Annotated in this window: 25 protein-coding genes; 16 read left to right on the top strand and 9 right to left on the bottom strand. The window is 69.0% G+C overall.

Features of this window, described 5'->3' with window-relative positions; genetic code table 11:
* Positions 1 to 4: 4 nt before the first annotated feature.
* From G9272_RS34780 to G9272_RS34770, 3 genes are read right to left on the bottom strand one after another with little or no spacing between them, the layout of a single operon-like run.
* Positions 5 to 892 carry a carbohydrate ABC transporter permease gene (locus tag G9272_RS34780; RefSeq protein WP_171400194.1) on the bottom strand — a complete coding sequence of 296 codons (888 nt, stop codon included), beginning with the start codon at positions 890 to 892 and terminating at the stop codon, positions 5 to 7.
* Positions 889 to 1,887, bottom strand: a complete 999-nt coding sequence (locus G9272_RS34775) for a carbohydrate ABC transporter permease (RefSeq protein WP_171400193.1) — start codon at positions 1,885 to 1,887, stop codon at positions 889 to 891. The genes G9272_RS34780 and G9272_RS34775 overlap by 4 nt, the downstream gene beginning before the upstream one ends.
* Complete coding sequence (locus G9272_RS34770; RefSeq protein WP_171400192.1) at positions 1,884 to 3,233, bottom strand: extracellular solute-binding protein; 1,350 nt, start codon at positions 3,231 to 3,233, stop codon at positions 1,884 to 1,886. The genes G9272_RS34775 and G9272_RS34770 overlap by 4 nt, the downstream gene beginning before the upstream one ends.
* A gap of 637 nt (positions 3,234 to 3,870) precedes the next feature.
* Here G9272_RS34770 and G9272_RS34765 point away from each other — a divergent pair.
* The 8 genes from G9272_RS34765 to G9272_RS34730 all read left to right on the top strand — a co-directional run bounded on the left by G9272_RS34765 (position 3,871) and on the right by G9272_RS34730 (position 12,922).
* On the top strand, positions 3,871 to 4,884 hold the full coding sequence (locus G9272_RS34765; RefSeq protein ID WP_171400191.1) for a hydroxyacid dehydrogenase: 1,014 nt from the start codon (positions 3,871 to 3,873) through the stop codon (positions 4,882 to 4,884).
* 210 nt (positions 4,885 to 5,094) lie between these two features.
* Entirely contained in the window at positions 5,095 to 6,189 is a 1,095-nt protein-coding gene (locus G9272_RS34760) for a LacI family DNA-binding transcriptional regulator (RefSeq protein ID WP_171400190.1), read from the top strand.
* A gap of 378 nt (positions 6,190 to 6,567) precedes the next feature.
* Positions 6,568 to 7,899, top strand: coding sequence for an ABC transporter substrate-binding protein (locus tag G9272_RS34755; protein ID WP_171400189.1), 1,332 nt, complete (start codon positions 6,568 to 6,570; stop codon positions 7,897 to 7,899).
* 10 nt (positions 7,900 to 7,909) lie between these two features.
* Complete coding sequence (locus G9272_RS34750; RefSeq protein WP_171400188.1) at positions 7,910 to 8,794, top strand: carbohydrate ABC transporter permease; 885 nt, start codon at positions 7,910 to 7,912, stop codon at positions 8,792 to 8,794.
* Positions 8,794 to 9,708, top strand: a complete 915-nt coding sequence (locus G9272_RS34745) for a carbohydrate ABC transporter permease (protein ID WP_171400187.1) — start codon at positions 8,794 to 8,796, stop codon at positions 9,706 to 9,708. Before G9272_RS34750 ends, G9272_RS34745 begins: the two co-directional genes overlap by 1 nt.
* Positions 9,705 to 11,297 carry a family 43 glycosylhydrolase gene (locus tag G9272_RS34740; protein ID WP_171400186.1) on the top strand — a complete coding sequence of 531 codons (1,593 nt, stop codon included), beginning with the start codon at positions 9,705 to 9,707 and terminating at the stop codon, positions 11,295 to 11,297. Before G9272_RS34745 ends, G9272_RS34740 begins: the two co-directional genes overlap by 4 nt.
* Positions 11,298 to 11,621: 324 nt before the next feature.
* Entirely contained in the window at positions 11,622 to 12,683 is a 1,062-nt protein-coding gene (locus tag G9272_RS34735) for a LacI family DNA-binding transcriptional regulator (protein ID WP_171400185.1), read from the top strand.
* A 38-nt stretch (positions 12,684 to 12,721) separates the two neighbouring features.
* Entirely contained in the window at positions 12,722 to 12,922 is a 201-nt protein-coding gene (locus G9272_RS34730) for a hypothetical protein (RefSeq protein ID WP_171400184.1), read from the top strand.
* A gap of 244 nt (positions 12,923 to 13,166) precedes the next feature.
* On the opposite strand, the gene G9272_RS34725 is transcribed toward G9272_RS34730, so the two are convergent.
* The 3 genes from G9272_RS34725 to G9272_RS34715 form a co-directional block, all read right to left on the bottom strand.
* A complete protein-coding gene (locus G9272_RS34725; RefSeq protein ID WP_171400183.1) occupies positions 13,167 to 13,424 on the bottom strand; it encodes a hypothetical protein in 258 nt (85 codons plus the stop codon).
* Positions 13,421 to 14,284, bottom strand: a complete 864-nt coding sequence (locus G9272_RS34720; RefSeq protein WP_171400182.1) for an isocitrate lyase/PEP mutase family protein — start codon at positions 14,282 to 14,284, stop codon at positions 13,421 to 13,423. Before G9272_RS34720 ends, G9272_RS34725 begins: the two co-directional genes overlap by 4 nt.
* Before the next feature lie 168 nt (positions 14,285 to 14,452).
* Positions 14,453 to 15,106 (bottom strand): ThuA domain-containing protein, encoded by a 654-nt coding sequence (locus G9272_RS34715; RefSeq protein WP_171400181.1) that lies wholly within the window; start codon positions 15,104 to 15,106, stop codon positions 14,453 to 14,455.
* A 434-nt stretch (positions 15,107 to 15,540) separates the two neighbouring features.
* On the opposite strand from G9272_RS34715, the gene G9272_RS34710 reads away from it, so the two are divergent.
* The gene (locus tag G9272_RS34710; RefSeq protein WP_171400180.1) at positions 15,541 to 16,173 is read left to right on the top strand and encodes a VOC family protein; all 633 of its coding nucleotides are present in this window, start codon (positions 15,541 to 15,543) and stop codon (positions 16,171 to 16,173) included.
* Between the two features lie 384 nt (positions 16,174 to 16,557).
* A complete protein-coding gene (locus G9272_RS34705; protein WP_171400179.1) occupies positions 16,558 to 16,953 on the top strand; it encodes a VOC family protein in 396 nt (131 codons plus the stop codon).
* 10 nt (positions 16,954 to 16,963) lie between these two features.
* Here G9272_RS34705 and G9272_RS34700 read toward each other — a convergent pair whose 3' ends face one another.
* Both G9272_RS34700 and G9272_RS34695 read right to left on the bottom strand, forming a co-directional pair.
* Entirely contained in the window at positions 16,964 to 17,638 is a 675-nt protein-coding gene (locus G9272_RS34700) for a helix-turn-helix domain-containing protein (protein WP_171400178.1), read from the bottom strand.
* Between the two features lie 395 nt (positions 17,639 to 18,033).
* Complete coding sequence (locus tag G9272_RS34695) at positions 18,034 to 18,981, bottom strand: AraC family transcriptional regulator (RefSeq protein ID WP_171402295.1); 948 nt, start codon at positions 18,979 to 18,981, stop codon at positions 18,034 to 18,036.
* Positions 18,982 to 19,085: 104 nt separating this feature from the next.
* Between G9272_RS34695 and G9272_RS34690 the strand changes: the two genes are divergently transcribed.
* Positions 19,086 to 19,925, top strand: a complete 840-nt coding sequence (locus tag G9272_RS34690; protein ID WP_171400177.1) for an NmrA family NAD(P)-binding protein — start codon at positions 19,086 to 19,088, stop codon at positions 19,923 to 19,925.
* A gap of 60 nt (positions 19,926 to 19,985) precedes the next feature.
* On the opposite strand, the gene G9272_RS34685 is transcribed toward G9272_RS34690, so the two are convergent.
* Entirely contained in the window at positions 19,986 to 21,176 is a 1,191-nt protein-coding gene (locus G9272_RS34685) for a YihY/virulence factor BrkB family protein (RefSeq protein ID WP_171400176.1), read from the bottom strand.
* Between the two features lie 124 nt (positions 21,177 to 21,300).
* Between G9272_RS34685 and G9272_RS34680 the strand changes: the two genes are divergently transcribed.
* The 5 genes from G9272_RS34680 (at position 21,301) to G9272_RS46250 (ending at position 26,847) form a co-directional block, all read left to right on the top strand.
* Positions 21,301 to 22,950: an acyl-CoA dehydrogenase family protein gene (locus tag G9272_RS34680; protein ID WP_171400175.1), complete on the top strand. Its 1,650-nt coding sequence runs from the start codon at positions 21,301 to 21,303 to the stop codon at positions 22,948 to 22,950.
* 312 nt (positions 22,951 to 23,262) lie between these two features.
* Positions 23,263 to 24,540 carry a GAF domain-containing protein gene (locus G9272_RS34675; protein ID WP_171400174.1) on the top strand — a complete coding sequence of 426 codons (1,278 nt, stop codon included), beginning with the start codon at positions 23,263 to 23,265 and terminating at the stop codon, positions 24,538 to 24,540.
* 166 nt (positions 24,541 to 24,706) lie between these two features.
* Positions 24,707 to 26,023, top strand: a complete 1,317-nt coding sequence (locus G9272_RS34670; RefSeq protein ID WP_171400173.1) for a hypothetical protein — start codon at positions 24,707 to 24,709, stop codon at positions 26,021 to 26,023.
* A gap of 17 nt (positions 26,024 to 26,040) precedes the next feature.
* Entirely contained in the window at positions 26,041 to 26,613 is a 573-nt protein-coding gene (locus G9272_RS34665) for a GNAT family N-acetyltransferase (RefSeq protein ID WP_171400172.1), read from the top strand.
* Between the two features lie 150 nt (positions 26,614 to 26,763).
* Complete coding sequence (locus tag G9272_RS46250; protein ID WP_309486338.1) at positions 26,764 to 26,847, top strand: putative leader peptide; 84 nt, start codon at positions 26,764 to 26,766, stop codon at positions 26,845 to 26,847.
* Positions 26,848 to 26,991 lie beyond the last annotated feature (144 nt).

The following is a 26,991-nucleotide window of genomic DNA, read 5'->3' as shown; positions in this document are numbered from 1 at the left end:
CGGACTACTTGAGGCCGGAGGTCGCCATCCCGGCGACGAAGCCGCGCTGAGCGACGAGGAAAACCAGCAGAATGGGCACGACGTACATCACCGAGCCCGCGGCCTGGAGGTTGGTGACGGGTATGCCGGCCGCGTTGACGTAGGTGGACATGACGGCCACGGCGAGCGTGGACCGGTCGGTGGAGAGCAGGAGTTGCGGGGCGATGTAGTCGCCCCAGGTCCAGGTGAAGGCGATCACAAAGCCGGCGGAGAGCACCGGCCAGGACTGCGGCAGGAAGATCCGCCAGAAGACACCGGTGTAACCGCAGCCGTCGACGATCGCGGCCTCCTCCAACTCACGCGGCAGACCGGCGAAGAACTGCCTGAAGAGGAAGACCAGGTAGGGCGTGGCGGCCAGTCCCCACAGCACCCAGGGCCAGTAGGTGTCGACCATGCCGAGCTTGGCGAAGATCAGGTAGGTGGGCAGCAAGGTGATGAGCTGGGGCAGCATCATCGAGCCGACCAGGATGCCGAACAGCGTTTTCTTGCCGGGTGCGTCCAGTCGGGCGAAGCCGAAGCCGACCCAGGCGGAGCTGAGAGTGACGAGGGTCGCGTAGAGGGTCGCGATGATGAGGGAGTTGCGGGCATAGCCGAGGAAGTCGATCAGCTGGTACGCGTCGGCGAAGTTGTGCCACTGAAAGTGGTCGGGCAGCCAGTGGACCGGCGAGGCGGCCAGTTCGGCAGGCGTCTTCAGTCCGGTCAGGACGAGCCAGCCGAAGGGACCGGTGAACAGCCCGGTAATCGCTACGAGAACGGTGTAGAGAACGAGGCGGTTCGCGCGGACCCGTACCCGGGGCGCGGAGGTGGACGACGGCCCGGCGGTGGAGTCGGTGGACAGGCTGGTGACGGTCACTTCTTCGCCTCCGGGTCGACGTTGTAGAAGACCACGCCGGACGTGAACTTGAAGATGAGTCCGGTCGCGCCGAGGATCAGGACGAAGAGCACCCACAGCAGTGCGGAGGCGTAGCCGTAGCGGCCGAGCGCGAAGTATTCGGCGAACACGTGCATCATGTACATGTAGTTGGACTGGGAGATCGCGGTGACGCCCTGCGTGGTGCCGTCCGGTGACAGCAGCAGCGGCATGATGGTCTGCACGGAGGCGATCACACCGGTCACCGTCTGAAAGAGCAGCACGGGTGAAAGAAGCGGCACGGTGATGCTGCGGAAGCTCCGCCAGGCGCTCGCCCCGTCGATGCGGGCCGCCTCGTGAAGTTCGCGGGGTACGTCCTGGAGCCCGGCCAGCGAGATGATCATGATGTTTCCGGCGCCCCACAGCACGGTCATCAGCAGTACGTAGCGGGCGTAGGGATCGTTGAGCCAACCAAGGGCGTCAAAGCCGAACAGGGTCAACACCCCGTTGGCGGCACCGGAGTTCTGATCGAAGAGCGCCTTGAAGGCCAGGCCCGCACCCACAGGCGGCACCACAGCCGGCAGATAGAGGAGGACGCGGAAGAGTCCGCGTGCCCTGAGCGGCCGGTTTACCAGGACGGCGAGCCCGAGCCCGGCGGTGATCGACAGCGGAACCGAGGTCACCGCGAACAGGCCCGTGCGGCCCAGCGCGTCCCAGGTCTGGGAGTCGGCGAACAACTCGCGGTAGTTGCCGAGGCCGACGTAGCGCCAATGGGGGGAGACGCCGTCGAACGTGGTGAAGCTCAGCCACAGTGCGTACGCCATCGGGACGATGGTCAGCAGCAGAAACCCGACGATCCAGGGGGAGGTGAAGAGATAGAACGCCCGGTGCCTGCGCGCGGCCATGGACGTCCGCGGGCGAACCGCGGCTCGGGCCCGGTCGGCATCCGCTTGTGCGGCCGACCGGTCGATCTCAGCGGAGACCTGGTCGACCGTCATCCCACTTGCTCCTTACCGCGCTTGAGTTGCTCGTTCATCACCGAGTTCAGACGTCCTGCGAGGGCGTCGACGGTCATGTGGCCGCGCAACGCGGCCGGGGCGATCTGGTTGAAGAGCCCGTAGAGCGAGTCCGCTGTGGCGTACGGCGTGAAGGCGATCACCGAAAAGTGCTTCAGTTCGGCCTCCTGAACTCGTAATACCTCTGCTTGGTACGGCTCTTGACTGGGCATCAGCGGTCTCAGAGATCTCAGCGTGGGGATACCCCAGCCACTGGCGGCACGTTCCTTGGCCGGGGCCTCGCCGAAGAACCACTCGAAGACCCGCCAGGCGGCCTCCTTGTTCCGCGCCTTCTTCGGCATCCACAGGCCGGTGCCGGCCTGACAGGGGCTGACCCGCGCGCCGCCCTCGAAGACCGGAGCCGGAGCAAGGCGGGAGAACGGCGCCAGATTCCTGTCGGCGTTGATCACCCCGCCGAGCCAGTAGCCCGAGTTCGACATGGCCATACGGTTCGCCTGATAGGTGGGACCGTCCCAGCCGTTGGGGTCCGGCTGGATGATGCTCGGCCCGACCCTGGCCCCGCAGTAGCCGACGTACCACCCCAGGGCCTTTCGGGCTTCGGGCGTCGTGAAGTCGACCCGGGAGAAGTCATCACTGAAAAGGCTGCCGCCGGCGGACACGGTCAGGCTGGCGAGGAGGTTGGGAGTGAGGACGCCGTTGTAACTGCCGCCGAAAACGGTTGTCTGGCCGTTCTTCCGCTGCGTGAGCCGCCTGGCGCTCTCCAGCCACTGCTCGTACGTCACCGGCTCCGTCTCCGGTGGATGGTCGACGCCCGCCCTGTCGAAGAGCGCGGTGTTGTACCAGTACATGGAATCCTGCGAGAAGTCCTTGGCCATGCCATAGCGCGGGCCCATGCCCTGCGTGCGGCCGTCGTAGCGCCACAGGTCGTTGACCGGGTCCAGATCGTCGACCTTGAGGACGCTGCTCGAGGCAAAATACGGGTCCAGTTCCTCCATCACGTCCCGCGCCGCGAAGTACGGCGCGTCCACGGCACCGACACCGCGCACCAGGTCGGGCGGACTGCCGCTGGTCATCATCCCGATCAGCTTGGTGATGTCATACCTGACGGCGACGATCTTGACACCGATGTCCCTCTGGGCCTGCTTGATCAGTTCCGGGGAGATGTCGTCGGGCTTGACCATCAACGTGACGGTCTCGCCCGGTCCGCTCACTCCACTCGACACCTGCAACGCACACCCGCTGAGCACCGCCGCGCCGGCCCCTGTGCCGCCGGCCAACAGGGAGAGGAAGCGTCGGCGACTGGGAGGAGTACCGGCGTGTGAGCGCATGGGGGCCTCGGCTTCTGTTTCGAGGGCGTGAGCGTTTCGGACTCGGTGGACGCGAGCGTTACGGTCGCGAAAGGTGTCGTAGTAACAGGTAGGAACCGGTTGCTACGACCGAGTGGCCAGAGCTTCTTCCGCTCCCGATAGCCCGTCAAGGGGCCCCGCAGACTTTCGAAAACTCTGTGCACGGCCCAGACACATCCCTGCCTGCGGACGGTTACGACGTCGGCTGCGGACATCACCCTCCTGACCTGCACAGATCATAGTGACCGCCCCGAGGCACGGCCTGACGACAGCCGGCCAAACCAGGCCGTTGCCACGATCGGCCCTGGTGCGTCACTTTCGACGAGACCGCGACAACCGGTTGTGAGCGCACCCGTCTACCGCAAGCCAGCCCACACACCCCTCACACCTCTCGCGCCCCGCGCACCTCACCAGTCTGAAACAGGTTTCGCCTGCCCTCATGTCCGATGAAACCAGCCCTCATTGCCACCTCAACAACCCTTCTGAAAGGGCAAGTTGATCGGTAGCCGTCCGAAAGGTTTCCGCCCGGCGATCCCCCGACTGATTGACCACGCCTCTGCGCCAGATCTACGGTAGAAGACGTTTTCAGAAAACGTTTCCCACGCACCTCAGGAGAGTCATGCCCAGCGCCCAGCTGCCCAGGGCCGTGTTCGCCATGGATCCGGTGCACCTTCCCCTGCTGTTTCCCCCGCCGCTCATCGCTCGGCTACGGCGGACGGCCGAGATCGACCCTGCGCTCGTCGTAAGGGATTTCACCGATCCCGCCGCGGCGTCGGCGCTGGCCGGTGCCGAGATCCTGATCACTGGCTGGGGTTGTCCCCGCCTCGATACGGACATCCTCGACTCGACACCTCGGCTGCGTACGGTCCTGCACGCTGCGGGCTCCGTGCGCTCCCTGGTCGGAGAGGCCCTGTGGGGCCGAGGGGTGACCGTCTCCAGCGCGGTGACCGGCAACGCCGTCCCGGTCGCCGAGTACACCCTCGCGATGATCCTGCTCTCCGGGAAGGACGCCTTCGTCCACCGTGAGCGCTTCCGCCGCACCCACGCCCAGCCGACCCCCGCCGAGACCGCGACCACCGGCAACCTCGGCCGCCGGATCGGTGTCATCGGCGCTTCGCGGGTGGGGCGCCGCCTCCTGGAACTGTTGCGCCCGTACGACTTCGAGGTCCTCCTGCACGACCCGTACGTGGACGCGGCGGAGGCCGCCGAGCTCGGCGCGCAGCTGTTCTCTCTGGAAGATCTTCTGCGACACAGCGACATCGTCAGCCTGCATGCGCCCGACATCCCCGAGACCCACCACATGCTCGACCGCGCCCGCCTCGCCCTGGTCCGTGACGGCGGTGTGCTGATCAACACCTCTCGGGGCGCCCTCGTCGACCACTCCGCCCTCACCGACGAGCTGGTCTCCGGTCGACTCCATGCCGTCCTGGACGTCACCGAACCCGAACCGCTGCCGGCGGGCTCTCCTCTCTATCGATTGCCGAACGTGTTCCTCACCCCGCACATCGCCGGCTCCCTCGGAAACGAGCTGGAAAGGCTCGGCCGCATCGTCGTCGAGGAGCTGGAACGGCTGGCCGACGGGCTGCCCCTCGCCCACGAAGTACGCCACGCCGACCTGGCCCGGGTGGCGTGATCGCAGGTCCGCCCCATTGCCGACGTCCCTGGCCACGGCGATGGCCGGGGTTATCCACAGGCTGGTCCACCTGGCAGACCATTGGGATACGGTTCCCGCACCGACGGGGGGCCGGGCCCATGCCGTGCCTTGATCAGGCGATGGCGAGGTCCGCGACCGTGGCCTCCAGGCGCTCTCGTCGGCACCCACGAACAGTGAAGGAGCCGCAACGTGAGTCAGCGCAGGACGACGGGTGACGCCGGCCGGGCGACCATACGGGATGTGGCGGAACGCGCGGGTGTGTCCGTGGCAAGCGTTTCCCGCGTATTGTCGGGCAACTACCCGGTCTCCGAGGAGCTGCGGCGCCGCGTGATGAAGGTCGTCCGCGACCTGGACTACGTCACCAACGCGCACGCCCGCTCCCTGGCCGGTGGTGGTACTCCGACGGTGGCGATACTGATCAACAACATCACCGGCGCCGCGTTCGCCCATGTGGCGAAGGGCGTCGAGGGAGCAGCCACGCTGCGCGGCTGGCTGTCGATCGTCGGCACCACGGGCGACGACCCCGAACGCGAACTCGCCCTCGTCAATCTGATGCGCCAGCAGGGCGTCGACGCCGTCGTCCTGCTCGGCGGCGCCTACGACTACGACGAGTACCAGCTGCGTATGGCCCGGTTCGCCCGTTCCCTGGACGCGGCCGGCTCGCATCTGGTCCTGGTCGGCAGGCCACCGCTGGAGGGGGACGTCCCGGCCACCACGATCGACTACGACAACGAGTCCGGCGCCTACGCCATGGCCAGCCACCTGCTCTCGGCCGGTCACCGGCGGGTCCTGGTCCTGCCCGGTCCGGCTGAACTCACCACTGCCCAGGGCAGGTTGAAGGGCGCCCGACGGGCCTTCGAGGCATACGGGGTGCCGTTCGACCAGGGGCTGGTGCGGCACGGTCCGTACGGCGACGAGCATGGGTACACCGCGGTGCAGGCGGCTCTGCACGAGACGCCGGACTTCACTGCCGTGCTCGCCGGCACCGACATCGTCGCCGCGGGAGCCATGCAGGCACTGCGCGGGGCAGGTCTGCGGGTGCCGGACGACGTGTCGGTCACCGGCTACGACGACATCCCCCTGGCATCCCAGCTCACCCCCCAACTGACCACGGTGCACGTGCCTTACGAGGAAATGGGCCGGGTCGCCCTGCGCGCGGTGGCCGACCGTCGGCAGGGTCCCGGGGGCGGCGTCCGACGCAAGAGCGGAGACGCAGAGCACCTGGTCCTGGGCACCCACGTCGTCGTACGGGACTCGGTGCGGCCGCCGAAGCGGCGTCGGTGAGCCGCAGCGTCGACAGAGGCCTGCTCATCGATCTGTTTTCGTAAACGTTTTCCCAGCGTCTTCCATGGTGTGCGGGCCTCTCCGGAGGCTCCGCCACAGATCTCGGAACACCGCCGACAACCGCCCCTGAGCTGCTTCTATGTAGGCGCCCCGGGCTCTCTCCGTCACGCGGTACGACGCTCCACCGCGTCGTACCGGCGCAATAATTTCCTGCACGCCCCTTGATAGAGCCGAATCCCTCGCCCTACGGTCGCAGCAACCGGTTTCTACAACTTCCGCTACGCCGACGTCGTCCGGCCTTCCAGCCGCCGTTCCCGGCCAGTTCCGAGCCGCTGTTCTCTCGTTCCGAGACGCCTACTTCCGAAGGATCACGGTCAGATGAACTCCACCAGCCCCCGGATAAGGTTCGCCCGCGCCACCGTGGCGGGTATCGCGCTGACAGGTCTTCTCTCCGCCTGCGGCGGGTCGGGCGACGGGGACTCCTCGGCGTCCGGCCCGGTCACCCTCCCCTTCTGGGGCTGGGCCAACGGGCAGGAGGCGGTCGTCAAGGCGTTCAACGCCTCCCACAAGGACATCCAGCTGAAGTACACCAAGGTCACCGACCAGTTGACCATGCAGAAGCAGCTGACCAACGCGGTGAAGGCGGGCAACGCGCCCTGCCTCGTGCAGAACACCGCCGAGTACGTGACCAGTTGGGTGTCGCAGGGTGCGCTTGCCGACATCACGCAGTACGTCGAGTCGAGCAAGGACAAGTTCAACGCCGGTTCCTGGGCTGCCGGACAGGTGCAGGGCAAGGTCTACGGAGTGCCGACCAGTTCGGCGCCCGCCTTCACCATCTACCGCACGGACGTCTTCACCAAGTACGGCCTGAAGGCGCCCACCACCTGGGACGACTTCATAGCCGTCGGCAAGGCGCTGAAGGAGCACGGCGTCAAGATCACCAACTACGCCGGCGAGGACCCCAGCACCCTCGAGGTGCTCGCCATGCAGGCCGGCGCCCACTGGTACGCGATCGACGGAAACTCCTGGAAAGTGAATTTCCAGGACGAGGGCACGCTCAAGGCCGCGAAGGTGATCCAGGAAATCGTCGACAACGACCTCAACTCCACACTTTCCTTCGCCGACTACGCCGCCGTCCAGCGCAACTACGACAACGGCGGCACCGCGACCCGCCAGATATCCACCTGGCAGATGGCCGGCATGGTGCAGAACTTCAGCAAGTCCTTCGGCAAGTGGGCTCTCTCGCCCTGGCCGACGTTCGCCGGCGGGGCGGCCAAGACGCCCGCGGGTACCAACCAGAGCGGCGGTCTGACCCTGGTGACCAAGCAGTGCAAGAGCCGGCAACAGGCAGCCGAGGCGGCGTTGTGGATGTCCACCGACACCGGCGCGGTCAAGACCATGGCGAGCCCGACCACGGGCAACGGTGTGATGCCGGCGCTGGCCGACAGCGACGTCTATGTCGGCGAGGCGATCTCCGACAAGCTGCTCGGCACGAACTACGAACCCGCCCAGCAGATAGTGAAAGACAGCCTGAACACGGTTACCACCGACTGGACCTTCGGCCCGGACTGGACGGCGATGTTCACCGAGATGCAGGCCGGCTGGGCCAAGGTCGTGAACAAGGACCAGAAAGTCACCGACCTGCTGGCGCATATGCAGGAGTGGACGGTCAATGACCTCAAGTCCCGCGGCATCAGCGTCGAGGGCTGAGGCGCAGCCGATGATTCACTCCCTGCGCTGGAAGGGCGCCGCGTTCACGCTGCCCTTCCAGCTCGGCTTCGTGTTCCTGTATCTGGTGCCGATCGGCTACGCCGTCTACCAGTCGCTGTTCCGCACCCAGCAGTCCGGGCTCGGTCTCGGAGGCGCGTCGGAGAGGTTCTCCGGCCTGGACAACTACCAACAGGGCCTTACGGATTCTGCGTTCGTCAGCTCCATCCTGCGTGTGGTGCTGTTCGCCTGTGTGCAGATACCGGTGATGCTCTTCGTCAGTCTGGTGCTGGCGCTGTTCCTGGACGCACTCAGCTCGCGTGCGGCGAGCCGGTTCCGGATCCTGTTGCTGGTCCCGTACATGATCCCCGGGGTGGTTGCCGCCCTCGTGTGGATCAATCTCTACAGCCCGGACGTCGGTCCGCTCACGCCGCTGGGCAAGCTGTTCGGCGCCGACTGGAACTTCTTCTCGCCGTCCATGGTCTGGCCGTCCATCGGCAATCTGCTCACCTGGCATGGCATCGGCTACAACATGGTGATCATCTACTCGGCGCTTCAAGCGGTACCGCGTGAACTGTTCGAGGCCGCCCGATTGGACGGCGCCTCGGAGGTGCGGATCGCCCGCAGCATCAAAGTGCCGTACGTACGCGGGGCGTTGGTGCTGACCGGGCTCCTCTCGGTCATCCAGATGCTGCAAATCTTCAATGAGCCCGCGCTGTTTCGAAATGTCACTCCGCAGACCGTGAACGACAGCTTCACCCCAATCATGATCATCTACAACCAGGCGTTCAACGCCGGCAACTACCACTACGCCGCGGCCCTGTCGGTACTGCTCGCACTGATCCTGGGCGTCGCCTCCTTCCTCTTCTACCGGCTGACTTCGAGGGAGGCGGACTGATGACGCTCACCGAAGACCGCGCGCGGAAGAACCCGACGCCGTCGGTGCGCCGCCGTACGGACCCCGACCCCGCCGTGCGTTCGCAGGGCGGCCAACGGTTCCTCCTCCTGGGACTGGTCCTGGCAAGCGCTTACAGCTTGTTCCCGGTGTGGTGGCTCATCGTCGCCGCCACCAAGGACCGCACCGGGCTCTATCAGAGCAACGGCCTGTGGTTCTCGGGCATGCATCTGTGGAACAACCTGCATCAGCTGTTCACCTACGAGGACGGCATCTTCCTACGGTGGACAGCCAACTCCCTGCTGTACGCAGGTGTCGGCTCGCTCGGCGGCACCCTGATCGCGCTCGCAACCGGTTACGGCCTGGCCCGCTTCGATTTTCCGGGTCGCGCCGCGGTGTTCGCCTGTGTGGTGGGATCGTTCCTGATCCCGATCGCCCTGCTCACACTGCCGCTGTATCTCCTGTTCTCGGAGATCGGTCTGGTCGACACTCCCTGGGCGATGCTGATCCCCTGCCTGATCAATCCGTTCAGTGTGTATCTCGCCAAGGTGTACACCGAGGCGACGATCCCCTTCGAACTCCTCGAGGCGGCCCGCCTCGACGGCGCGGGCGAACTGCGCATCTTCGTCAGCATCGTGCTACGCATGATGACCACGGGCGGCGCGACCGTGTTTCTGCTGGCCTTCGTCAACACCTGGAACGCCTTCTTCCTGCCGTTGACCGTGCTGCGCGGTGAGGAGAACTGGACGCTCAACATCGGCCTCTACAACTGGAGCGGCAAGCGGCTGGAATCCGGTGTCGACCTCACGAGCCTGGTGCTGACCGGCGCGCTGCTGTCCATCGTGCCGATGGCGATCATGATGGTCGCGATGCGTCGCTACTGGCGGACCGGGGTCACGCTGGGGGCGCTGAAGTGACCGTCCTGCACAATCCCGTGATCCGCGGTTTCGCGCCCGATCCTTCCCTGGTCCGGGTCGGCGACTGGTATTACGTGGCGACCAGCTCCTTCGAATGGTTCCCGACGATCCCGATCCACCGATCACGTGACTTGGCGCACTGGGTGTACGCGGGCCACGTCCAAGGTGCTCCTCCGGGCGGGACGTTGGCCGGTGTCCCCGACTCGGGCGGTATCTGGGCGCCGTCGCTGAGCTGGGACGGCGAGCGTTTCTGGGTGGTCTACACGGTCGTACGGTCCGTCGGCACGCCGTACTTCGACCAGGACACCTACGTCACCACAGCCACGGACGTGGCCGGCCCGTGGACGCCGCCGCACCGCGTCGCGAGTCACGGCTTCGACCCCGCCCTCTTCCACGAGGAGGGCCGTCTGTGGCTGCTCAACCTCCAGAACGACCACCGCCCCGGCGGAGCGCGCTTCGCGGGTATCGTCCTGACGGAACTGGACCGCGACACGCTCGCCCCGCGCGGCGTCACCCACCTGCTTCTCCAGCACGAACGGCTCGTCGAGGGGCCGAAGTTGCTCGCCCATGGTGGGTGGTACCACCTGGTCGTCGCCGAGGGTGGAACCGGTTTCGAGCACGGCGTCCGTACGGCCCGCAGCCGCACTCTCACCGGGCCCTACGCACTCGACGATCGCCCGTTGCTCACGTCACGCGACGACCCGCAGCTGCCGCTACAGAAGGCGGGGCACGCCGAGCTGGTGGAAACGCCGGACGGCGAGTGGTTTCTGAGTCACCTCACGGCCCGCCCCCTCGACACGGGCAACGGCCTCCGCTGCACCCTCGGCAGGGAAACCGCGATCCAGGCGGTTACCTGGGACACGGAGGGCAGACCGCGGCTGCGGCAAGGTGGTTGGCATCCGGCGGTCGAAGTCGAAGTTCCCGCGAGTCCCTGCGAGGTCGCACAACCAGCCGATACGCAGGAGGTGTTGGGCTGGCCCTGGAGTACGCTGCGCGAACCGCCGGATCCCTCCTGGGCGGATCCCGTCTCCCGTCCCGGCTGGATCCGGCTGCGCGGGCGGCACGGTCCGGAGTCGCGCTGGGCGCAGAGCCTGCTCGCCCAGCGCCTCACCGAGCACCGGTCCACCGCCCAAGTCACCGTGCAGGCGGCGCCGTCGACCTTCACCCAGGCCGCGGGGCTCATCGTTCGCTATGACGCGGAGGCGTACCTCTCCCTCGATCTGACGTGGGCGGAGCCCGCGGCCGAACCGCAGCGCGGTCAACAGTGGCGCGGTGCGGGACGGACGGTGCTCAGTCTGGTGGAGCGCGACGAGAAAGGTGCGCGGCAGGCGGCGGTCGTGGACGTCGACGCGAATGCGCCGGTCACACTGGGCGTGACGGTCGCGGGGGCGGAGGCGCGGTTCTGGTACGTGCGCGACGGGATACGCGTTCCGGTCGGTCCGGCACTGGACGCCGGACGGCTGTCGGACGACCACGGCGACCGGCTGCGCTTCACCGGCACCCTGGCCGGGATCCACGTCCGGGACCTGGTCGACGCATCCTTCACCGCCGACTTCAGGGACTTCCGGCTGACCTGCGTGCCGGCATGAAGTCACCGTGTCGACCGGGAGCCCCGACACCGGCTTGTTGACGTATGCCGACTCGGCGCACCCGACCCGGTCCGGCGCACTCTCCCTGCTTCAGGGCGCCCGTCCCGCTTCAGCGCGCCCGATGCCATCCGGACCGCGCCATGCGTCCGGAGTTTCGAAAGTCCGGCGTTCAAGATCCCGCGTTTTCCGGAGTCTTCACGTCACGCCGAGGCACACCTAGGATAGCAAGCGCTTTCTGTGAGCTGTCTGTTTCCGCAACGGCTCCGAAAGGGCGCTGGTCGAACTTTCGCCGGCCTTCGGGCGGGCCGGAGAGGTGGGTTCCCGATGGTGCGCACGGCAAGTGCGAGTGCGAGCGTGACGGCTGGGCCGACCCTGGCGGTCGTGGCCCGCGAGGCGGGGGTGTCGGTACCGACCGCCTCCAAGGTGGTCAACGGCAGGGAGGATGTCGCCCCCGAGACCAGACGCCGGGTGACGGAGGCGCTGGACCGGCTGGGCTACGTGCGCAGACCACGCTTCGACGCGACCAAGCCGCCCCGGCTGATCGACCTCGTGGTGCACTCGTTGGACAGCTCCTGGTCGGGCGCGGTGCTGCACGGTGTCGAGGAGGCGGCACACGACGCGGGTCTGGACGTGGTCGTCTCGGCCGCTCTGTCCCGCACCCGCGTCGGCCGCCCGCAGCGCGGCTGGTTGGACAAGCTGACCGCGCGCGGGTCGGCCGGAGTGCTGTTCAACCTGACGGAGTTGACGGGCTCCCAGTACGCCTGGCTGGAGCAGCACCGTACGCCGTTCGTGCTGATCGACCCGGTGGTCGAGCCGCCGCCCGGGGTGGTGTCGGTGGGTGCGGCGAACTGGCAGGGCGGGGTGACGGCGACCGAGCACCTGCTGGCGCTCGGCCACGAACGAATCGCCGTGATCGCCGGCCCACGCCGAAAGATGTGCAGCAGCGCCCGGGTCGCCGGCTACCGCTCGGCCCTGGCGTCGGCAGGGATCGCGTACCGCCCCGAGTACCTGCGCAACGGCGGCTTCGACGAGTCCGTCGCGCACCGGCGCATGCGTGAGCTGCTCGAGCTGCCCGAACCGCCGACGGCCGTCTTCGTCTGCTCCGACAGCATGGCCCTCGGCGCCTATCTGGCCTTGGCGGAAAGGGGGTTGAGGATCCCGCATGACGTCAGCGTGGTCGGTTTCGACGACCTGCCGGAGTCCCGGTGGACCACCCCCGCTCTCACCACCGTGCGCCAGCCGCTGGCGGAGATGGCGGCAACGGGGTTGCGGTTGTTGCTGCGGATGATGGACGGCGAGCACCCGGAGGGGACGCGGACGGAGTTGTCGACACGGCTTGTGGAGCGGGCGAGCACGGCTCCGCCGCACCGGCGGGCAAGGACGTGAAACGGTGACCTCCCGGCGTTACTGATCGTTTTCCGGGAATGAACCTCAGCACGCGCACCGCATTCCTGTTCGTCGTTGCCTCCGCCGTCCTCATCACCGTCATGGGGACGGCCCAGGCCGCGAATCTCGGGCCCGTCCCCCGGGACGCCACCGCCCACGCCACCGTCGACGATCCCGGTGACGAGCCCGAAGATGTCGAGCTGGACGAGGCCGGACGCCCCGACGCCGACGAGGGCTGACGAACCGTTCGGCGACCCGCTCGCGTGGGCCGGGCCGCTCGCAGGCGTCGGCACGTCACGAGCGTCACGACCGCGAGCGGGTCCCGACCGTCACCATCACCATCGCTGCGATGCGTTTCTTCACCGTGGGGTGCCTCACCTGGCAGCAGAGCGCTCGCTCAGGTTGCCGAGAAAATCTTCGTAACAAACAGCGGAAAGCCGGGCGCCGCCATCACGGTGGCTCCCGGCCGGTGATCTCCTCGCCTCAGTCCTCCCCCCGGTCCGGCGCGCCGACCAGTGCCTCCATCATGTCGACGGCGCTTCCGTCGTGGTCGCTGCCCGCGGTGCCGCTGCTGCCCTGCTGGACGTTGGCCGCCCGGTCGACCTCGAGGATCGAGTCGGCGTGCGAATTGTCGATCACGGTGATCAGGCTGCCTTCGGCGACCGCCGGCGCCGTGGCGGCACCCAGCAGGGCGGCCGCCAGGACCGTCGCCGTCCTGAGCCGGGGCGCGACCAGGCTCACGCGTTCACGCTCTCGGGCGCGGTGCGCAGGCGCGCGATGTTCCGCTCCAACAGCTCGGTCGAGGCCCGCACGCCGATGCCGCTCGCCGCGTCCACCTCGGGGAGTCGGCCGTCGGCCCGCTTGAGGTCGGCGAGCGCGGAGTCCACCGCCGCGTGCGCCGCGAAAAGACACGGCGTGCTGTAGATCGCGACGTTCACGCCCAGGTCGGACAGCTCGCTCAGCGAGAGCCTGGGAGACTTGCCGCCGGCGATCTGGTTGAACAGCAGCGGCTTGTTTCCCACCACGTCACGGATCCGGCGGATCCACTCCACGGTGCGGACCCCGTCGACCAGGATCACGTCCGCGTCGGTGGCGGCCAGCGTCCTGGCCCGCCGCAGGATGTCGTGCTCGTCGGTGGCGTCCGTACGGGCCACCACGACCAGGTCGCGCCGGGTGGCCAGCACCATCTCCAGTTTCGCCAGGTACTCGTTCAGGGGCAGCACCTGCTTGCCGTCGGCGTGCCCGCACCGGCGCGGCCGCTTCTGGTCCTCCAGGATCACGCCCGAGGCCCCGATGCGCTCGAGGCCCTCCACCACATGACAGGCGACCTCCGGATCGACGTACCCGTCGTCGATGTCCACCAGCAGATGCTGCTGCGGAAACGCGCCCCGCAACCGCTGGACGAACGCCACCATGTCCGGCCAGGCGATGAAACCGATGTCCGGCAGCCCGTAGTGCGAGGCCGCGAAGCCGAAGCCCGAGACGAACATCCCGTCGTAGTGCTCCGCCGCGATCGAGGCCGAGTACATGTCGTACACGCCGATCAGCGGGGTCGTTCCCGGGTCGGCGATCCGCTCCCGCAACTTGTTCCCGTAAGTCACCGTCCGGCTCCTCCAATGGAGTCGAGGGGTCAACACACCAGGTGCAAGAAGGCCGTTGCGACACAACGGCCCTTTACGAAGACAAAAGGATCTCTATGTCGATGTGCGGCTTTCTCCATGTGAAGGCTTTGCTCACCCCAATGGCGCAACCGGTTCACCGGAGAAACGTCACTGGTCCCGCAGCCGTGCCGCCCAGGCGATGCCACCGCCCAGATGGGCACGGAAGTGAGGGTCGGCGTAGGCCTGGGAGGCATGACCGAGGGCCGTGTAGAAAACGCGTCCCTGACCTTGCTCACGGCACCAGACCAGCGGGTGGTCGGCTCCCATCCCGCCGCCCGAGTACGACGACTCGTCGGCGACGGCGAGAACGCGTACCCGCCCGCGCGGGTTGGCGCGGAAGTCGTACCACTCGTCGGTGACGTCCCAGACGGTCGGCAGTGAGCGGGTGGCGGGGTGGTCGTGGTCCTCGATCACCGCCTTGCCCGGCTGGTACTCGGGGTGGCGGGCGAAGCGGGCGCCGAGGAGTTCGCCGTAGTACGGCCAGTCGTACTCGGTGCAGGACGCCGCGTGCACACCGGCGAAACCGCCGCCCGCCTCGACGTAACCGGCGAGACGTTCCTGCCCTGCCGGGGTCAGCACCTCGCCGCTGGTGGAGAGGAAGACCACGGCCGCGTACCCGTCCAGCGAAGCCTCCAGGGCTGCCGGGTCCTCGGTGTGGTCGACGGCGAACTCACCCAACCCGCGTACGGCGGCGACGGCGTCCGGGATGGAGTCGTGGCGGTAATCGGTTGTGCGGGTGTACACGAGCAGGCGGGCGGTCATGGGGACGAGCCTAGGCGGGCGGAGGTTCGGGTCCCAGGAGATGATCAGGGCGAAAATTTCGGCAGTGGGCGTTGTCTTCGGAAACGGTGGGACAGGCTCGGCCCTGAACCGGACGTCGGCGCTCGGGCCGATGAGACCCCGCGCCTGCGTCGGAAACGGTCCGGCCGGCGCGCTCGGCCGCGGAGAACCTGCACCTCAGACGGGCTGCCGAACAAGGGTGTAACCGGTTGCCTGGAGTCCACCGCTTTCATATGGTTTCCGCCGCCGATCACCCCCGGCCGTCGCCGACGACGAGCCCGCGGATCAACAGCCACACCAGCCGTGCGCCTACGGCGTGGATACCGAGTAGCGCATAGAACCCGCACCCCAGCCTGCCGCACAGGTGTTCCCCGGGCGCGGCCGTTTCGGAGGACGGGCGCGTAGGCTCGGGCGGGATGAACACCATTCCCGCACGCCTCGACCACATCGTCCTCGCAACGCCCGATCTGGCGGCGACGGTCGCCGAGTTCACCCGGCGCACGGGAGTGGCCCCGGCGCCGGGCGGGGTGCATGTCGGGCTCGGCACCCGCAACTACCTGGTCGACCTGGGCCATCGCGCATATCTGGAGATCATCGGCCCGGATCCGGAACAGCCCACGCCTTCCTACCCGCGTCCCTTCGGCGTGGACGCGCTCGCCTCCGCGCGGACGATCACCTGGGCCATCAGCCCGCCCGATCTGGACGCGACGGTCGCGGCCGCCCGCTCGCGGGGCTACGACACCGGTGACGTACGGGAGATGAGCCGGCGTCGCCCCGACGGCACCCTGCTTCGATGGCGGCTGACCGACGGCGGCTCCCCACATCCGTCCGGCCTGGTGCCCTTCCTCATCGACTGGGGCAGCACCACCCACCCCTCCGCCTCAGGCCTGCCGGTCAGCCCCCTGCTGGAACTGACCGGCACCGCTCCCGACCCCGAGGAGATCCGCCCCCTGCTGACCACCCTCGGCACCGACCTCGCCCTCGCCGAGGGCCTGGCGGGATTCTCGTTCACGGTGGACACACCCAACGGGCCGGTGACCTTCAGCTGACCTGGGGAGCCTTTTCGCGTCGCCCGCCCTCAGCGGGCACAGCCGTTCGCCCTCGGCCACCCCAGGGAACGGAGCGGTCTGGTCGAGGGTTCGGCATCGGTGAACCTCGCGACTGCGGCCGTCCACTCCCCGTGGAGACCGGTTTCCAGCCGCCGGCAGGCTCCTCCCGTCCCTGGCCGACGAATGTCGGCGCGCTCTCGTGGCGAGCGGCCGAGACGATGATCGGTAACAACGTTCAGCCCGGCGTCGGGACCGGGGCTGGGTTCCGTGTCCGCCCGGTCGGGCGTCCGTCCACCAGTGCCGTCCGGGTGTACGGAAAGGTTTTCCGAGGGCGTGTCCGTTTCTTTCAAGACCGGCTGCGGCAGCGCTGCCTACCGTTGCCGTATGAGTCCACGATTCGATGCCATCGGCCTGGTCGTCTCCGACATGGCCGCGTCCGTCTCCTTCTACCGTCGGCTCGGCTTCGCCTTTCCCGAGGGCGCCGAGCACGAACCGCACACCGAGGCCGAACTGCCCGGTGGACTGCGGCTGTTGCTGGACACCGAGGACACCGTCCGCTCGTTCAACCCGGGGTGGCAGCCGCCGTCCGGTGGTGGACGGACCTCACTCGCGCTGCGCTGTGACACACCGGGCGAGGTCGACACGGTGTACGAGGAGCTGCTGGGCGCCGGTCACCAAGGCGACCTGAAGCCGTGGGACGCCTTCTGGGGCCAGCGCTACGCCGTCGTGCTCGACCCCGACGGCAACGGCGTCGACCTGTTCGCACCGCTCCCCCAGTAGGGCAGCCCGCTCAACGCAGCAGGGCGCCCAGGGTGAGGCCCGTGAACTCCCTGACGTCCCGGGAGAGATGGGCCTGGTCGGCGTAACCGGCCCGGTTCGCCGTGTCCGCGTACGGCACGCCCTGCCGGGCCAGCACGAGAGCCCGTTGCAGGCGCAGGATCCGGGCCAGCGTCTTGGGGCCGTAGCCGAAGGCCGACAGCGACCGGCGGTGCAACTGCCGTGCTCCGAGCCCGAGTTCGTCGGCCGTCTCGGCCACCGCCCGTCCTGCGGCCAGGGCGGCGACCAGTCGGCGCAAGGCCCGGTCCGGCGGCGCCGCCCGCTCCAGCGCCAGCTCCTCCAGTGCCACCGCCGGGTGCACGGCCGCGGCAACCCGGTCGGTCATGCGACGTACTTCCGATGCCGACCACAGATCGGCCAACTCGACCCGACGATCGCGTAGTTCATGAGCCGGTACGCCGAGCAGCGCGGGCGCGGTGCCGGGGAACAGGCGAATGCCCACCCAGGACACGGGCGGGCCGTCGGGTACATGAGCGTGGGTGTCCGGTCCGGCGACCAGCAGTCTGCCCTCGCGCCACAGCAGGTCCATACAGCCGTCGGGGAGTACGGGGAGCGCGCCGGGTGCCGCGGACGGCGTGTTCGTCCATACCACCGCCCCGACCAGCCGGGAGGGTCGCTCCTCGTACATGTAGTCAGGCTACGCCGCCGGGATCCGGGGCGCCGGTACGGAGCCGTACCGCTTTCTGACCCGCTTCCACCACCGACTCCTGCGCGGATGGAGCCGCCATACGCGTGGTGTCGCAGCGTCCGTTCTGCGACCGGAGCTCGCCGCCGCGGCGAGGAAACCGCGTACGACCGGTCACCACGTGTTTCCGCGGCCTCGATCCGGCCACCGTCGTAGCTAACAGCGTCAGGGTTGCTACAGCCGGAATCCGAAACGCCGACCGGAAACACGTTGCCCTCGCCCTCGGCCCTCTTCCTCCCCGATGCGCCCACCCACGCAGGGCACCGCACCGCCGGCACCGCCCGCATCGTCGCCCCGGCTGCCCCAACCGCCCAGATGCCCACTCCCCCGGACTCTCTCTAAGCCGCCCGCGTCCGGTGTTCCTGTGGGCTGACGCCGTACACCCGCTTGAAGGCACTGGAAAGGGCGAAAGCGCTTCCGTAACCGACCTGGCGGGCGATCGCGCCGATCGTGTCCTGGGTGTCGCGCAGTCGGTCGGCGGCGAGAGCGAGGCGCCAACCGGTGAGGTAGGTCATCGGGGGTTCGCCCACGAGGTCGCTGAAGCGGCGGGCCATGGCCGCTCGGGAGACGCCTGCCTTCGCGGCGAGGGACGCGACGGTCCAGGGGTGTGCCGGGTCGTCCTGGACCAGTCGCAGAACGCGGCCCACGACCGGGTCGGCCAGCGCCTGGTACCAGGCCGGGGCCGCCGCTTCCGGGCGGGAGAACCAGGCCCGCAGCGCGGCGATGACCAGGAGGTCGAGCATGCGGTCCAGGACGACCTCCTGACCGGGTTCGTCGCGGATGATCTCCTCCATGAGCAGTGGGGTGAGCGGGCACTGCCAGACGTCGGAGCCGAGGGACAGCAGTGGGGGCAGCGCGTCCAGCAGCCGGCCGCTGATCTCGCCCTGCATGAGGTACGTGCCGATCAGGACGACCGTGGAGCCGTCGAGGCGGTCACCCCAGGTGCGCACCCCCAGGTCCATGGAGCCGTTCAGGAGGCGGCCGTCGGGGTACGCGCACTGTCCGCCGGGGAGGATCAGCGCCTGCGGAGGCGTGCCGGGGGCATCGGCGCAGGTGTACGGGGCGGGGCCACGGGCGATGGCGAGGTCGCCGGCCCGCAGGCGGACGTTCTCCCCCTCGTCCGGTACGACCCAGCCCTCGCCGCGCACCATGAGCATCACCGTCAGCGGGGCGCGGTCCTCGACCCGTACCGCCCACGGCGGGTCGAAGCACGCGCGGATCATGAGCGCGCCACGCGCGCGTGGCCCCTCCAGCAGGCCTGCAAGGGGGTCCCCGCGCGTGAGCATGTTCGAGCGTGGAGGAGCGTCCATGCGGTCAGCGTAGACGCGTGCTTATGGGAATGAGCCGTTCAGCGATGGGACCGTGCGGCGTACGGCAGTTGACTGAACACATGACACAGAACACGGCACAGCGGATGACGGTGGTGGTGACCGGCGCGTCCGGTCGTACGGGCAGCCGGGTGGCGCAGGCGGCCGAGGCGGCCGGGCTGACGGTGCGGGCGGCCTCGCGGGCCCAGGGGTTCGACTGGCACGACGGCTCGACGTGGGCGGACGTGCTGCGCGGCGCGGACGCGGCGTACCTGGTGTATCCCTCGGACGTGGGGGCGCCGGACGCGGCCGAGGCGGTGGGACGGCTGGCCCGTGAGGCGGTCGCACTCGGGGTGCGGCGGCTGGTGCTGCTGTCGTCACGGGGTGAGGAGCGGGCGCTGCCGACCGAGGAGGCGCTGCGGGCGTCGGGCGCGGACTGGACGGTTGTACGAGCAGCGTGGTTCGCGCAGAACTTCAGTGAGGGGCCGCTCGTGGAGGGGCTGCGGCAGAGCGGGGAGCTGGTGTTCGCGGGTGGAGAGGTACAGGAGCCGTTCGTCGACCTGCGGGATGTCGCCGACGTGGTGGTGAAAACGCTTACCGAGGGCGATCGGTACGTGGGCAAGGCACTCGAGGTGTCCGGGCCGCGGCTGCTGACGTTCCGGGAAGCGGTTGCGGAGATCGGGCGGGCAGCCGGGCGCGAGCTGACGTACACGCCCGTGCCGGCGCATCAGTACGGCGAGCAGTTGGCCGGATTCGGGGTACCGCCGGAGGAAGTCGCGTTCCTGGTGGAGCTGTTCGAGTCGTTGCTGGACGGTCGTAACGCCTACCTCTCGGACGGCGTCCGAGAGGTGCTCGGCCGCGAGCCGCGTGACTTCGCGGAGTTCGCGAACGAGTCGGCGGGGGCGGGCGTCTGGAAGGCGTAGCTTCCGCGTTTCCGGGGGCGCTCCGGGGACTCGTTCCTCCTCGGTTCGCTCCGCGGGGGCTCACTTCTCCGGGGGCTGTTCTTCCCCGTTCCCGCCGTTCCCGCCGTTTCCCCCGGGGCCTTTCGGAGAACTCTTCGCATGCGTCCGGAAACGTCCCGTCACGTCCTCCGGCGGTAGAAACCGGGACCACCGCTCGGGAAACTCGGACGGCATGTCGGGATCGTCGGGGTCGTCGTCCTCGTGGGAGCGGATCGCCGCCATGCGGGCTACGTACTCCGCGGCCTCCTCCTCCCGAAGCCGTTCGTTGGCGGCGCGGGCCGCGGCCGTCGCGGCGGCCGGCCAGACCCGGTCGATCGCGGCGTTGACGGCGGCGCCGACCAGCACGGCGAAGGCGGACACGCCGATCCACAGCAGTACGGCGACGGCGGCGGCGAGGGAACCGTAGATGGTGGCGCCCTCGATCGTGTTCGTCAGGTAGATGCGCAGCAGGAAACTGCCGAGCACCCACATGGCGAGGGCGACGAGCGCGCCGGGGACGTCCTCGATCCACGGCGAGCGCACGGGTACGGAGACGTGGTACAGCGTTGTCAGAAACGCGACGGACAGGACGATCACGACCGGCCAGTACAGGACCTGCACCACGGTGGTCGACCAGGGGACGATCCGCACCACCGCGTCCGGCCCGGCGACCATCAGCGGCAGCGCGATCGAGCCGATCAGCAGGGCCCCGACGAACAGCAGGAAGGCCACCAGTCGCGTCTTGACGATCCCGCGCACGCCGTCGAGGCCGTACATCACGGTGATGGTGTCGATGAAGACGTTCACCGCACGCGAGCCCGACCAGAGCGCGAACAGGAAGCCGATGGAGATGACGTCGGGGCGGCCGCCCTTCATCACATCGTCGAGGATCGGCTGGGCGATCTGCCTGACGCCCTTGTCCGAGAGGACCGTGCGCGAGGCGTCCAGGAGGTTGGCCTCCAGGCTGGTGATCGTGTCGGTACCGGTCCAGTCGTCGACGTAGCCGAGCAGTCCGATGAGGCTGAGCAGCAGCGGCGGCACGGACAGCAACGTGAAGAAAGCGGCTTCGGCGGCGAGACCGAGGATGCGGTACTCGATGCAGGTGTTGGTGGTGTCCTTCAACAGCAGCCAGGCTGTCCGTCGCTTGGAAACGTTGCGGTAAAGGGCACGCGCCCGGTGGAGACGCCCGGTGGGGCTCCCGGGTTGCTCGGGTGACTGACTTCCTGGCTGCACGCCCTAAAGGTATCCGCCGTTCGGGGCTGCACTCACCTCCGGCAAGGCCACTTCACCGGGTCGGGGAGCGGCGCGCGGGCTCCCGGGGGGCCATGACCGTCGTACCCGGGGGTAGGTTCGGGCTATGGCAGGCACCACGCACACCGTGACCAACCAGCCCCCGCCCCTGACCGGGTACGACGTGTACGGCGCCGATCAAGCGCTGGTGGCGGCCGTGGAACGGCATCTTGATCCGGAACTGCTCGACGAGGCGCACGGCGAGTTGTCGGCGCTCGGCCGGGCGGCCGGATCGGAGCAGCTGCACGAGTGGGCGGTGCAGGCCAACGAGTACCCGCCGAAACTGCGTACGCACGACCGTTTCGGGCATCGCATCGACGAGGTCGACTTCCATCCGGCGTGGCACCGGCTGCTCGGCAAGGGGGTCGGGGCCCATCTGACGGATGCCTGGGTGCGGCCGGGCGGGCATGTGCGTCGGGCGGCGGGTTTCCTGGTGTGGACGCAGGTGGAGGCGGGCAACGGCTGCCCGCTGTCGATGACCCACGCGGCGGTGCCCGCGCTGCGCGCCGATCCGGAGCTGGCCGCCGAGTGGGAGCCCCGGCTGACGTCCACGATCTACGACCGTGAGCTGCGGCCGGCCCGGCTGAAGGCCGGGGCGCTGTTCGGCATGGGAATGACGGAGAAACAGGGTGGCAGCGACGTTCGGGCGAACGCGACGGTCGCCACTGCTCTGGCCGAGGACGGGACGTACGAACTGACCGGTCACAAGTGGTTCTGTTCGGCGCCCATGTCGGACGGTTTCCTGGTGCTCGCGCAGGCGGCCCCTTTCCTGGGCGAAGGCGGGCTCACCTGTTTCCTCGTGCCGCGCGTGCTGGAAGACGGTACCCGTAACGTTTTCCGCCTCCAGCGGCTCAAGGACAAGCTGGGAAACAGGTCCAACGCGTCCGCCGAGGTCGAGTTCGACGGGACGTGGGCCCGTCGGGTCGGTGAGGAGGGGCGCGGGGTGCGCACCATCATCGACATGGTGACGGCGACCCGGCTCGACTGTGTGCTGGGCTCGGCGGGGCTGATGCGGCAGGCGGTGGCGCAGGCGATCCATCACTGCACCTACCGTGAGGCGTTCGGCGGGAAGCTCGTCGACAAGCCGCTGATGCGCAACGTTCTGGCCGACCTCGCGCTGGAGTCGGAGGCGGCGACCGTGCTCGCGCTCCGGCTCGCGGCGGCCTACGACGACGGTGGCGAGCAGGAGCGGGCGCTGCTGAGGATCGCGGTTCCGGCGGCCAAGTACTGGGTGACCAAGCGCTGTGCGCCGGTGGCGGTGGAGGCGTCGGAATGCCTGGGTGGAAACGGTTACGTCGAGGAGTCGGGGATGCCCCGGCTGGTGCGCGAGTCGCCGTTGAACTCGGTGTGGGAGGGCGCGGGCAACGTCCAGGCGCTGGACGTGCTGCGCGCACTCCAGCGGGAGCCGCAGGCGCTGAACGCCTATCTCCAGGAGGTGGGGCAGGCGCGCGGGGCCGATCACCGGCTGGACAGGGCGATCAAGAGCCTGCTGACGGAACTGGCCGATCTGGACGGCGTCGAGGGACGGGCGCGTCGGCTGGCGGAGCGGTTCGCTCTGGTGCTTCAGGGGGCACTGCTCGTACGATTCGCGCCGCCGGAGGTCGCCGACGCGTTCTGCGCGTCGCGGCTGGGCGGGGACGGGGGCGCGGCCTTCGGGACACTGCCCCACAGCCTGGATCTGGCGTCGATCGTCGAGCGGGCCGAACCCCGCTCCTGACCGCGCCCGGCCTGCGCGAACAGGAAGCGGGGGTGGTGCTGCGCCGACACGGCACCACCCCCGCCGCAATGGCCCTGCGAGGCCAGAATCGCCGCTCGGGACGGCGTGGCTCAAGTTTCAAACACCCTGTGGATGTTCACCAGGGTTGCAGGGGGTTGCAACTTGTCGGTGGTTGTGACCGGACTATGCCCCTCCGTCACCCGTGGACGGCAAGATGGGGGCCTTCAGCAAGACCGGAAACAGTCGGCGCAGAAACTTGACATCCGGTTGTCCGACTGTGTGTTCCCGGGAGGCCCAGTGGTGATGCCACCGATGAACGTGCCGCAGCTCGCGGCCGTCGACGCCGCGCGGGCGGCGCGGGTGCTCAACGAGGTGCGCGACGCCCGGCTGGCCGGTCAGCAGGCGCGCGTGGCCCCGCGCCCGGTGATCGAGCAGTCCTGGGATCGGATGCTGCGCAGCGGTGTCGACCCGGAACACGATTTCAGAGCGGGGCTGCTCAGCGCCGACGAGGTGCGGCGCAGACGGGAGGAGTCGCCGTTGCGGGAGGTGCTCCCGGTGCTGCGCGAGGGGCTGCTGTCGGTCGCGGACGTGGCCCACCACATCATGGTCGTCGCCGACGGGGAGGGCCGGGTGCTGTGGCGTGAGGGCTGCGGACCCGTGCTGCGCAAGGCCGACGGGCTCGGCTTCGAGCTGGGCGCGGACTGGGGCGAGGCCGTGGTCGGCACCAACGGCGTGGGCACGCCGGCGGTGGTGCGCCGTCCCGTGCAGGTGTTCGCCGCCGAGCACTTCGTGCGCTCGCACGCGGCCTGGACCTGCGCGGGCGCTCCGATCACCGACCCGCGCAACGGCCGGCTGCTCGGTGTGGTCGATGTCAGCGGGCCGCTGGAGACGATGCATCCGGCCACGCTCGCCTGGGTCGACTCGGTGGCCAAGCTCGCCGAGTCCAGGTTGCGGGAGAGGCACCTGGGGTCGCTGGAGCGGTTGCGCGCGGTGGCGGCACCGGTGCTGGCCCGGCTGGGCGGCCGGGCGGCGGCGGTGGACGGGGACGGGTGGACGGCCGCGGTGACCGGGATGCCGTACGCGAGCCGTATCGCGCTGCCCAAGTCGCCGTCCCCGGGACGCCGCTGGCTCCCGACGCTCGGGCTGTGCTCGATCGAGCCGCTGGCCGGGGGCTGGCTGGTGCGGTCGGTGGACGAGGGCGCCGAGCCGGCGCCGCGCGGCGCGACACGGATCGTGCTGGACCTGACCCGGTCCCGGCGCTGGTCGGTGACGGTGTCGGGGGGCGCGGGGTCGTGGTCCCACGAACTCAGTCCCCGGCACGCCGAGTTGCTCTACCTGCTGGCGGCCGACCGCGGCGGCCGCAGCGCGGCGGGCCTGGCCGAGGACGTGTTCGGCGACTCGGGCCGTACGGTGACGGTGCGGGCCGAGATGTCCCGGGTACGGCGGTATCTCGGAGGTTTCCTGGAACATCGGCCGTATCGTTTCTGCGAGGACGCCGAGGTCGAGGTGCTCCTTCCGGCGGATCCGAAGGGTCTGCTACCGCATTCGACCGCGCCCGCGGTGGTGAGAAACCGGGCGGCGGCACCGTAGCAACAATGGTTCACCCGGGTCCTTCCGGTGGCATCTTCCGCATATTTGCGGGGTCTTCGTCCCCGACGGCGCCCGACTGCCGTAGCATCCCTCTACGGGTCACCCCACCTGCTCCTCGGTCAACGTACGGATCATCAGGCGCAGTTGGCCCGCCTCGGGAGGACAAATGAAGCAACGCGGCCGACACCGCCGGCGCAGACGAGGCAGGGCACTGCGCGCATTCCTGTCCGGAACCGCCCTCGCGCTCACCGCTGCCGCCACCATGATCAGCGCCTCCCAGGCAACGGTCACGGACGACGGGCCCGGGGACCTGAAACCGCTTACGGCCTCGGCCGAGACCGGAAAACTGCGCCTCACGGAGAACCGGGTACCGCAGGCCTCCCTGGACCGACTCGCCGCGGGAATGGGCCGACCGGTCGGCGTCGGCGCGGTACTGGACGGGGCCGACCGCACCCTGCGGGACGCGATCGACTGCTCGGCCACCGAGCGCAGGGCCCTGCCGGTCTCCCCCGCGGCCTCGCGCGCCTACTGCTGGAACACCGACGACACCGAGGGCTGGCAGCCGGGCGCGGTCACCACCTCGGGGGACGCGGACGACGACGGCGTCTGGGGCTCGAACCGGGTGATCCTCTCCGGCTGGTCGCGCAGCGGCGGCACGGTCGCCGACCGCGGTCTGGCCCGGGTCGGCTTCGTGAACGCGGGCGACCTGAACCACCTCACCTACACCTGGGCACTGCTCGCCGTCCCGGTGGACGAGGGGCGGGACTACCGGGGGCTGGTCTCGCATGTCTCCGGGATGGTCTGGTACCAGGACAAGCTGCTGGTCACCGCCGACGACGGGGACCGGGCCGCGCTCTATGTGTACGACATGAACCGGGTCCAGCGGGCCACCGTCGCCGGGGACGCGGTCGGGCGGGTGCCGGGCGGCTGGTCCGCAAACGGTTACCGCTTCGTACTGCCGGCCATCGGCTCCTACCAGCTGAGTGGCGGCTCCGACGCCCCGCACCCCGCAACCGTTTCCCTCGACCGCAGCACTGCGCCGGACAGTCTGGTCGCCGGGGAGTGGACCCTCGACGACGGCGACCGGAACGCCCGCCTGTGGCGCTACCCCTTCAGCACCGCTCCCGGCCACGAGGGGCTGCTCGCCACGAGCGCCACCGGCCGGGTACGGGCCTCGGAGGCGTACGAGACGAAGGTGACGGGCGTACGGGGCGTGCTGTCGTACGGGGCGGAGTGGTACGTGACCCGCGCCGCCGGTCCGCGGGACAAGCAAGGGACGCTGTGGCGGCAGGACGCCGGCCAGAGCGACGACAAGGCGGACACGTCCGAGGCGGCCGTGTGCGGCGCCAAGGAAACGCACAGCTGCTGGAGCCCCCAGACCGAATCCCTTTCCTACTGGGAGGCGACCGGTGAGGTCTGGACCCAGTCGGGACGAGCGCTCTTCGCGCTGCCGCTGGCCTCGATCGACAGAACAACCGGGTAGATGATTCCCTGACGGGCATGACCAACATCCCCGTGACCACCTGGTCCCTGGAGCAGACCGACCCGAACGACGTCCTCCCCGCCGCCGCGCCCGAGGGCGACGTCCGGATCGTCCGCTCCGAGGTCCCCTCTCCCGAGTTCAGTCGTTTCCTGTACGCGTCCGTCGGCGGGGACATCCGCTGGATCGACCGGCTGCGCTGGACGTACGCGCAGTGGCAGGAGCATCTGGCGCGCCCGGGTGTCGAGACCTGGGTCGCCTACGACCGGGGCACGCCGGCCGGGTACGTGGAGCTGGAGCCGCAGGACGACGGTGTCGTAGAGATCGTTTACTTCGGTCTGATCCCGGCCTTCCGGGGACGGCGCATCGGCGGGCACCTGCTGGCGTACGGCGCCGCCCGGGCGTGGGACCTCACGGACCGCTGGCCCGGGCTGCCGCAGACCAAGCGGGTGTGGCTGCACACGTGCAGCCTGGACGGCGAGCACGCCATGGACAACTATCAACGGCGCGGTTTCAAGCTGTTCGACACCAAGGTCGAGGAGCAGCCCGAGGTGTCCGCGCCGGGTCCCTGGCCGGGCGCCCTCCCGGCCTGACCCTGCGCTCATACCGGCTGTGACCTGCGCCGACAAGAGGCCTCGCGGATCATGTGATCGACGACACCTCTGTCTCACATTTCGGGACAAGGGTGTCCGCATCGCGGACGAAGCTGGACTGTGTCCAGATCGCCGTGACACGCTTTCGTCATGTCCGGAACTGGAATTGCCTTGGTGAGTCGGCGGCACGTCGACCTCGGCCGCATGTCCAGCGCCATCTGTCCGGCGAGCTGACGAGCCGCAGCACCGCCGACATCTCCGTACAGCCTCCCGCTCGCGCAATGACGCGCATGTACTCTCATGCGCCCGTACGCGCAGGTCAGAGCCGCCCGCCCGTCACCCGACCAGCACCCCTCCCGGACGGCGCTACGCGCCGAC

It is taken from the genome of Streptomyces asoensis, from assembly GCF_013085465.1.
Classification (GTDB): domain Bacteria; phylum Actinomycetota; class Actinomycetes; order Streptomycetales; family Streptomycetaceae; genus Streptomyces; species Streptomyces cacaoi_A.
This window is presented reverse-complemented; position numbering and strand designations above follow the sequence as displayed.